The following is an 8,134-nucleotide window of genomic DNA, read 5'->3' on the forward strand; positions in this document are numbered from 1 at the left end:
CACACGGAGCTACGGCATGAACGCGCCGCACTTCCACGCACCGCGCCGCACGTTTTCCGCGTCTCGCGCGGTTGAGGTGCAAGGCTCCGTGCTGACCGACATCAAAACCGAGGACGGCGCCACCTGGAAGGACATCGGGGAGGTGCTCGGCAAGTCTGAGGATCGCGGCGCGGTGTACGGCGCCGGTACCTCGCCGATGGACCTGCCGACCTTCCTGCGCGGCTGCAAAGAGTGGAAGGGCCGGTTCGCCGATCCGATCCTCGCACTCGTTGGTGGGCGCTGGGCGGACGCGGGTGCGGTCTGCAGCAGCGACGAGACGCCGGCGTCTCTGACGCTGTCGCAGCTGCTGCCGGCGATCATCGCCGCTGAACTGGATGGCACGACCACCGTCACGGAGATCGAGCCGCAGGAGGTTCTGATCCGCCGCGCCCACCGGATCACCGGGCTCTGGCTCGACATGATCGCGGCCGAGCACGCGAGGCGCGCGGAATGAGCGCGGGGCAGGGCAGGGCGCGCATGGATGACGCCGAGTTCCGGCGGCTCGTCGACGACGCCAAGGAGCGCCACAACATCAGCGACGTCGTGCGGCGACGGACGAAGGTCGTGCGGGCCGATCGCGAGCTGGTAGCGCTGTGCCTGTTCCACAAGGAGCGCACGCCCTCGATGCGGCTGAACGACGCGAAGGGCATCTATCACTGCTTCGGCTGCGGCGCGTCTGGCGACATCGTGAAGCTGGTGCAGGAGACCGAGGGGCTCGGCTTCATGGACGCAATGCGCTGGCTCGGTGCGGCTGGGTTGCCGGCTGTCGATCCGGCGGCGCGCATCCAGGCTGCCGAGGAGGACGCGCGCGATCGCCAGCGGGCGATCGACCGGGCTCGGGACGTGTGGGCGTCGGCCGTGCCGGCGGCCGGAACTGCAGCGGAGGTCTACGCGCGCTCGCGGGGCATCACCATGGCGCTGCCGCCGTCGATCCGCTTCGCGATGACGCCCGCCTGGTACGATGACGAGGAAGGCACCTGCGGACCGGACCTGCCGGCGCTGGTGGGCGCGGTGACGGACCGCACCGGCATCATCGGGCTGCAGCGCATCTTCCTCGCCAAAGGTGGGAAGGCGAAGGCCGCGATGCAGAAGCCGAAGCGCAGCCTGGGCCGGATCAAGGGTGGCGCGCTCAAGCTGGGCAACGGGCAGGGACCCGCGTCGGCCGAGATCGTCGTGACCGAAGGCCCTGAGGATGGGCTCAGCCTCGCGCAGGAGATGCCCGACCGCGAGGTGTGGGTAGCGCTCGGCACCGCGATGATGCCGTTCCTCGACTATCCGCTCGCCGCGCGATCGGTGTGCATAGCCGGGCAGAACGACGCCGCCGGCCGCGCGGCTGTGGCGAAGGCGATCCCAGGCATTACGCAGCGCGGCTTCGCGGTCCGGACCATTTGGCCGGCGGAAGGCTTCAAGGACTGGAACGATCAGCTGCGGGGGATCCGCGCATGACCGGCGCCTTCGACCAGCAGATCGCGGCCGCCGACACGGTGAGCCCGCTGCACAACGCCGACGCCGAGATCGGGCTGCTCGGCGACCTGATCGATGATCCCCGGCGCATCGATCTCACCGCCGATGGCGGCCTCCGCCCGGCTGACTTCTCCATGCCGCTCTACGGCCAGATCTACGCGCGCATGCTGGAGATGTCGGCCGCCGGCGGCGCAATCGACACGACGACGCTCGGGCCGTTCTTCGCGACCGAAGAGGAGTGGCCGCGAGCCCGCGCCGTGCTGGCAGCGGCCGCGATGAACTCCGGCCCGCTGGCGCGCACCAAGGGCTACTTCGACCAGATCCGCATGCTGTCCCAGCGGCGGCGCATGACTGCTGGGCTTCAGGACGTCGTCACGTCGGCACGCAACCTGGATGTCACGCGCGAGGAGCTGCTAGCCCAGGCGGACGAAGCGGTGGCGGAGATGGCCGATCAGGTCGTCACCCAGCAGGACACCGTAGGCGCGTACGCCCAGGCTGTGATCGACAGCTTCGGCAAGCCGATCGTCGGCGTGCGCTGCGGGATCATCGGTTCGCTCGACGACCGGATGGGTGTGCTGCGGCCGACGAACATGGTCGTGGTCGGCGGCCGGCCGGGCATGGGCAAGACGTCGGCGGTGACCTCCTACTCCATTGGCGCGGCCATGCGCGGCCACGGCGTCCTCATCTTCTCGCTGGAGATGAGCGCGGACGAGCTGACCCGCCGGATGCTGGCCGACATGTGCTGCTCGGTGGATGCGAGCGTCCCGTACGAGGCGATCCGCGACGGGACCGTCAGCAATGCTGACATGCCCGCGGTGTTGGCGGCGAAGAAGCGCCTCGACGGTATGCCGCTGGAGATCAATGAGACGGGCGGGCTGACCCTCGCGAAGCTCATCCGCCAAGCGCGATCGCACAAGCGCCGGCTCGCGGCCAAAGGGCAGCGGCTGGAGCTGGTGGTGGTCGATTACCTCCAGCTGATGACGCACAGCCGCAAGGGCATGTCGCCGTACGAACATGCCTCCGAGGTGAGCACCGGGCTGAAGGCATTCGCCAAGGCCGAGGACCTGACTGTAATGGCAGTCGCTCAGCTGAGCCGCGACCTGGAGCGCCGGCCGGACAAGCGGCCGATGCCGTCGGATCTGCGCGACAGCGGCCAGATCGAGCAGGACGCGGACGTAATCCTCTTCGTCTACCGCGAGGAGGAATACCTCCGCCGCGCAGAGCCAGAGGACCAGTTCGGCCCGAAGTACGAGGCGTGGCGCACCGACATGGAAGCGGTGCGAAACAAGATCGAGTTCATCGTCGCGAAGCGCAGGAGCGGCCCCACGGGCAAGGCCATGGGCTGGTTCTTCGGTGCGAACGCCGCTGTCCGCGGCAGCGACTTTTATCAAAATGGAGCAGGCCGGTGAGCATTCCCGAACCGATGACGCCACCCGACTGCGATCTGCGTGGACTCGAATACATGCCGCTTCTCGGGCAGCGGCTGTTCGGCAGTGAGTTCGACGCGATGGCGAACGACAGCGAGTGGCGGGCAGGGCTGACGCTCTGGTGGGCCGCATGGACGCAGTGCCCGGCCGGATCGCTGCCCGACGACGACGTCGCGCTGTGCCGTCTGGCCGATCTCGGCCGCGATCTGAAGACCTGGAAGAAGCTCCGCGAGCGTGCGCTGCACGGCTTCGTGAAGTGCAGCGACGGGCGCCTGTACCATCCGACCCTCGCGCAGCAGGCGCTGGTGGCGTGGGACAAGCGCGTCAAGGAACGCGAGCGGAAGGCGCAGTGGCGCGAGAAAAAGAAGGGACAGAGCGGCGGACAAGACGGGGACGTCCCGCGGGACACGACGCGGACAGAACCGGGACGCGACGCGGATGTCCCCGCTGACGTGACGAGACGGGACAGTAGTTATTCCGTAGCTAACGCTACGGGCGCTTCCGCGCCGCCGGATAATCCAGTGAAATCCCTCATCGACACCGGCATCGCGCTGCTCGTGGCGACCGGCACACCGCCCACCAGAGCCCGCTCGCTGATCGGGAAATGGCGGAAGGACCAGGGCGACGCGCCGACGCTTGCTGCGATCGTCGCTGCTCGGGAGGCGGGCATCACCCAGCCGGTCGAGTGGATCACTGCCCGCTTCCGGTCGGCCGGCGAGCAGGACGACGAGGCTCGCTCGATCAGCCGGGCAACCGCCGAACGATATCGGAGGATGGACATGGCAGGACCGCCGCGCGCTGCCGGGGAGGGCCGGTGATGGCTGGTGGGAACTGCGCCAGGTGCCGCTTCTGGCAGCGGCTGCGGCCCGATGCCGACGAGTGGGGCACGGACCGCGACTACGACGTGGTGGACAGCACGACCGGCATGTGCCGGCGCTTTCCGCCGGTCGGCCGCCGGCCGGATCAGGAGACGAAGAGCTCGCACAGCTGGGACGCTGCCAAGGCCGCGCACTGGCCGGTGACGTGGGAAGACGATTGGTGCGGCGAGTTCGACGCTGCGGTGAGGGTGATTGCATGAGCGGGATGAACGAAACTCGGGCGCAGCGGATTGCACGAGCGCGGCAGGAACTGGCGGATCGGTACGCTGCTGATCCTGGTGCGGTGAGCGCGTTCAACCTGCGCATGGCGAGGCTGGCGGCTGCTCGGAAGCGTGAGCGCCAGCGCGTCGACCACCTGGTGCTCGGACAGTCTCGCCCCAAGCCGGTTCCGGTGAAGCCTGCCGGCATGCCGCGGGTGGAGTGGAAGCTGGAGCGGAAGCGTCAGCTCGCGGCCGGCGCGCAGCTGGAGCCCGGTCTGGAGGAAGCGCTGAAGCTGAAGGAGGCCTGGTCCCACAAGCAGACGGGCACCCCGGAGACCCACCAGCACGCCGAGCGCACGCATGCTGACGCGCTGATCCAGCTCGAGCGCAATGGGACGATCGACAAGGAACAGCTGGAGTGGGCGGCTCAGATCGCCAACGTTTATCGCAGCCTGGAGGCTGACGTTGCGCTGAAGGTTGCGAGCTTCGAGGCGCGGGTGGATACCTCCAGGCAGTGCGGCGGGCTGGTTGTCGAGAGCGTGCGGCGAGTGCGGCTGCACCTGGCTTATGGCTATTGGCGCGAGGCACTCCCGCAGCCGCGGCAGATGGTGCTCGACATGATCGTGGGTGACCCGATCGGCTACACGGTCGCGGCCAAGCGCTACGGCGTTCACAACCGGAAGGCGAAGCGGTTCCTGCTGGACGCGATCAACGCCTGGCCGGACTGTGTTGGCCAGGCGTATCGCGGGTACAGCGAGGATGACATCCAGGCTGCTGCAGATGCGGCGGTAAAGTAGGTCTGATGCAGATTGAGCCGGTGTGCCGGCGCTTACCCGGGCCGCGCAGGGATCATCGGCCTCAGCGTCTCAACCTTGCCAGTATCGATGAAGTCTGCTCCAACGCCCCGGCACAGTGATTTCCGGTTTTCCATCCAAGAGGGGATGAACACGATGAAAAAGATTTTTGCTCTCGCCACCGCCGCGGCTGCCCTGGCATCTTTGGCGGCCTGCAACTCCGACCCGCGCGAGCAGGCCGCTGACAATATCGAAGCGAATGCAGAGGCATACGCCGACAACCTCGAGGAAGCCGCTGACAACGCGACCACGGAAGCGGGCGAGGACAGCCTCGAGAACAGCGCTGATGCGGTTCGTGCAACCGGTCAGAATCAGGCCGACGATATGCGTACCAACGATCCGGACACGAATCTGTCGAATGGCATCTAGCACCGACAGAGCTTTTGGGGCAGGTTGAACTGCTCCCAAGCGCATGTTGGAAGGGGCGTTCGAACTGACTCGAGCGCCCCTTCTTTGTTTAGCCCACCCACCTGCGGCGGGGCTGCAGCTGGATCTCGTCATCTCGTCTGACTTCCATGTGCCGCCTGTTCCGGAAGGGACTGGCTTCCCGGCGGTGTCGTGGCGGGCTGCGAATGGAACGAACGGACAATCGCCCACACCGACATGATCGCCACCGCAATGATCAGAACGAAGATCAGCTTCGCGAAAATGTTAGGCTTATGACGCATGCGCTTCTTTCTTGCTGCGCCGCAGCATAAGCGCCGCCTTCTTAACAGTACATGAGCGAAGACGTTGCACCCCAGGAGCAGATTCACCCGGTGCTCGATGTAGTGGCTGGCTCACCAGTCGACTCATTGTCGCACTTCCAAAACTGAAACGATCTCGTTCTCGGGCGCGAGCACCGAGTAATCAGGCGCCTTGACTCGGATGCGTATTTGGCGTGTTTCATGCTCATCAGCGCACGGGGGTGCGCTCGATTCTACAAGGGGGCATCATGAACAAGTTTTCGTGCGCGCTGGCTGGCGCGCTTCTTCTTTGCGCGTCTGGTGCGTTCGCCCAGGCGGTGCCGGCGCCTCAGGTTAGCGCGCCACTCGTCGCGGGGGCGCAGAGCGATGCCGTGCTCCGAACCGGCACCAAGGTGGCGCTCAAGACGAGCGAGGAACTGACGACCAAGGGTAAGAAGCTGCGCGTCGGCCAGCACTTCAACATGGAAGTGGCTGAGGCCGTGCTGGTGAACGGTCAGGTAGTCATTCCGGCCGGTGCTACCGCCGTCGGCGAGATCACCGAGGTGCGCAACAAAGGCATGTGGGGCAAGTCCGGCCACCTGACGGCGCAGATGCTCTATGTTTCGGTCAACGGGCGCCAGATCCGGCTGACGGGTACGTTCGACGACAAGGGCGTGACCGGCACCGCCGGCGTGGTCGGCGCGATCGCCCTGGTCCCGGTGGCTGGATTCCTGATGACCGGTACAAGCGCGGTGGTGCCGATGGGAGCTCCCGTGACGGGCTTCATTGGCGAAGACGTGCCTGTGGTGATGGGCAACGCGGCTGCACCTGCACCGCTAGTGGCGACGGCGTCAGCACCGACGAGCTGATACGCCTTCAACGGTTGATACTCGCGCTTTGCGCCGTGGCCTCCGGGTTGACCCGCGCTGGAGAAGCACGAGGTGAACGCTGCAGGGAAGGCGGCGTGAAGCGTCGAGCGTCAGGGCGTCCGAGAATAGCACACATCGCGGGATATGGCCCGTTGACCCGGCCGTTACCACCGTCAGGATGGGCGCATGGCATACATCGATCCTCGCTGGGTTCGCGCCGTTGATCTGAGCAACGCTTCACCCAATTCTCTTGTGACCACCTCTGACTACGGGAAGTCGGTGTGGCTAGTTTCTGAAGCCCCTCAGCCGGTCGCAACAGTGATCAATGGCGAACATCTCGGGCTCGGCATGATGATCGATGTCGCGGGGAATTGGTCGGGATATGCTGTCGAAGGCGTATCGATCGAGGTTGATGACGGCTCAGCTTTCATGATGACAGGGGTCAGTGCAAAAACGCTCTCGATTGTCCGCGAGCGCGACGAACTGACGCTCCTCATGAATCTTGACAATGGCCGAGGCCGGCAAGAACGGACCGGAGTTGTTCTTGCTTCGGGCCTGCCGTCTTGCACCGGGTCTCGTCGGGTCGGATACTCGAAATGGCGCGTCGTGAAATGCGATGGCGACCGCGTGCATGTACTGCAGGAAGTGGACGCTAACGCCTCTTAATCGAACACGAGCACGGGCCTAGCCCGCCCGTATTGCGGTTGCCGGGCTCGGCAGGTCGCCGTGGTCGGGCTCTGCTTCCACGGGCTTGCCGTCCACTTCGCTCCCGATCCGCGCGTCGCGCTGGACGTGCCAGCTGCGCCGCCTTCGGAAGCAGGATGACCTTCCAAGCCGTTGCCGGACTGCAGTCTCCGCGGAGACTTGCAAGCGGCCACGAAACGTGCCAAATAATCCCTGCGACAGCTATGTCTGGCGCAGACGGCCCGCCTCTCTGGCGGGCTTTTCTGTTTCTGGAGGTGGCGATGGCGGGCAGGGTGCTCAGTCCCTCCGACCGGCTGCGCAACCTCGCCACGGAGATGGAGACCCTGGCCGACGCCATGGAGGGTCCGTCCCGTACCGCCGCGCGCTCCGACATGCTGATCGCCGAATGCGAGCGCATCGCTGCCGACGTGCGGGCTGTGGTCCGTGGCCCTGTCCGGTCAATCTACCCGCCGCTCTGGCAGCGCGCCGGCCGGGCGGCTTGGTGACAGTGGAGGACGATATGCAGAGCAACACCAGCATCAGACAGGCTGTCGTCCTCGTGCTGCTCGCACTCGCGTGGCGGATCAAGAACGGGCGGCTACCTGCTCGGCCGTACCTCCAGCAGACAGAGCGGACCAGGCCCAGCCGGCTCGGCAGGGCCTGGTAGCCCCCCTTTGGGTCCTTCCGGCGCCCCAGGGTAATACGGGGGGCAAAGGCGCAGCTTCCGTCTAGCCACGAAAATCGTCTTAGTTCTTCCTCCTAGGGACCAAAAACGGCGGATTTCTGCGGCTTTTCCGCTCTGGAGCAGGGAAGTAGATGGAAATCGACCTCGAAGAGCCCAGCCGGCCGCAGCTCGCGGCCGTGTTCCAGGTCTCCAGCCGCTGGATCGGCGAGCTTCGGTCCCAAGGTAAAATGCCGGCGGATGGCGGCTCGCTGCTGGAGAACATCGAAGCTTGGGCGGCCATCAAATACGGTGGCGCCGCAGCGGATCCGGAAGCGCTCGACAAGGAGCAGGAGCAGGCGCGGCTCGCAAAGGAGCAGGCCGACGCCAAGG

The 8,134-nt window shown here is 66.1% G+C and carries 10 protein-coding genes and 1 pseudogene; all 11 read left to right on the top strand.

The window, feature by feature from the left end; genetic code table 11:
* Nucleotides 1–16: 16 nt before the first annotated feature.
* Nucleotides 17–493: a hypothetical protein gene (locus MHZ35_RS08250; RefSeq protein WP_239435165.1), complete on the top strand. Its 477-nt coding sequence runs from the start codon at nucleotides 17–19 to the stop codon at nucleotides 491–493.
* Entirely contained in the window at nucleotides 490–1,485 is a 996-nt protein-coding gene (locus tag MHZ35_RS08255) for a DUF7146 domain-containing protein (RefSeq protein WP_239435166.1), read from the top strand. The genes MHZ35_RS08250 and MHZ35_RS08255 overlap by 4 nt, the downstream gene beginning before the upstream one ends.
* Nucleotides 1,482–2,912: a replicative DNA helicase gene (locus tag MHZ35_RS08260; protein WP_239435167.1), complete on the top strand. Its 1,431-nt coding sequence runs from the start codon at nucleotides 1,482–1,484 to the stop codon at nucleotides 2,910–2,912. Before MHZ35_RS08255 ends, MHZ35_RS08260 begins: the two co-directional genes overlap by 4 nt.
* Nucleotides 2,909–3,748 carry a DUF1376 domain-containing protein gene (locus MHZ35_RS08265; RefSeq protein ID WP_239435168.1) on the top strand — a complete coding sequence of 280 codons (840 nt, stop codon included), beginning with the start codon at nucleotides 2,909–2,911 and terminating at the stop codon, nucleotides 3,746–3,748. Before MHZ35_RS08260 ends, MHZ35_RS08265 begins: the two co-directional genes overlap by 4 nt.
* Nucleotides 3,748–4,008: a hypothetical protein gene (locus MHZ35_RS08270; RefSeq protein WP_239435169.1), complete on the top strand. Its 261-nt coding sequence runs from the start codon at nucleotides 3,748–3,750 to the stop codon at nucleotides 4,006–4,008. The genes MHZ35_RS08265 and MHZ35_RS08270 overlap by 1 nt, the downstream gene beginning before the upstream one ends.
* A gap of 83 nt (nucleotides 4,009–4,091) precedes the next feature.
* Nucleotides 4,092–4,805, top strand: a complete 714-nt coding sequence (locus MHZ35_RS08275; RefSeq protein WP_239435170.1) for a hypothetical protein — start codon at nucleotides 4,092–4,094, stop codon at nucleotides 4,803–4,805.
* Between the two features lie 153 nt (nucleotides 4,806–4,958).
* On the top strand, nucleotides 4,959–5,231 hold the full coding sequence (locus tag MHZ35_RS08280; protein WP_239435171.1) for a hypothetical protein: 273 nt from the start codon (nucleotides 4,959–4,961) through the stop codon (nucleotides 5,229–5,231).
* A 565-nt stretch (nucleotides 5,232–5,796) separates the two neighbouring features.
* Nucleotides 5,797–6,396: a hypothetical protein gene (locus MHZ35_RS08285; RefSeq protein WP_239435172.1), complete on the top strand. Its 600-nt coding sequence runs from the start codon at nucleotides 5,797–5,799 to the stop codon at nucleotides 6,394–6,396.
* 186 nt (nucleotides 6,397–6,582) lie between these two features.
* The gene (locus tag MHZ35_RS08290; protein ID WP_239435173.1) at nucleotides 6,583–7,062 is read left to right on the top strand and encodes a hypothetical protein; all 480 of its coding nucleotides are present in this window, start codon (nucleotides 6,583–6,585) and stop codon (nucleotides 7,060–7,062) included.
* Between the two features lie 311 nt (nucleotides 7,063–7,373).
* Complete coding sequence (locus MHZ35_RS08295) at nucleotides 7,374–7,586, top strand: hypothetical protein (protein ID WP_239435174.1); 213 nt, start codon at nucleotides 7,374–7,376, stop codon at nucleotides 7,584–7,586.
* 310 nt (nucleotides 7,587–7,896) lie between these two features.
* A pseudogene (locus tag MHZ35_RS08300) lies at nucleotides 7,897–8,134 on the top strand (terminase); the annotation flags it as partial.

The sequence above is a fragment of the Sphingomonas sp. ACRSK genome (assembly GCF_022346685.1).
In the GTDB taxonomy this organism is placed as follows: domain Bacteria; phylum Pseudomonadota; class Alphaproteobacteria; order Sphingomonadales; family Sphingomonadaceae; genus Sphingomonas; species Sphingomonas molluscorum.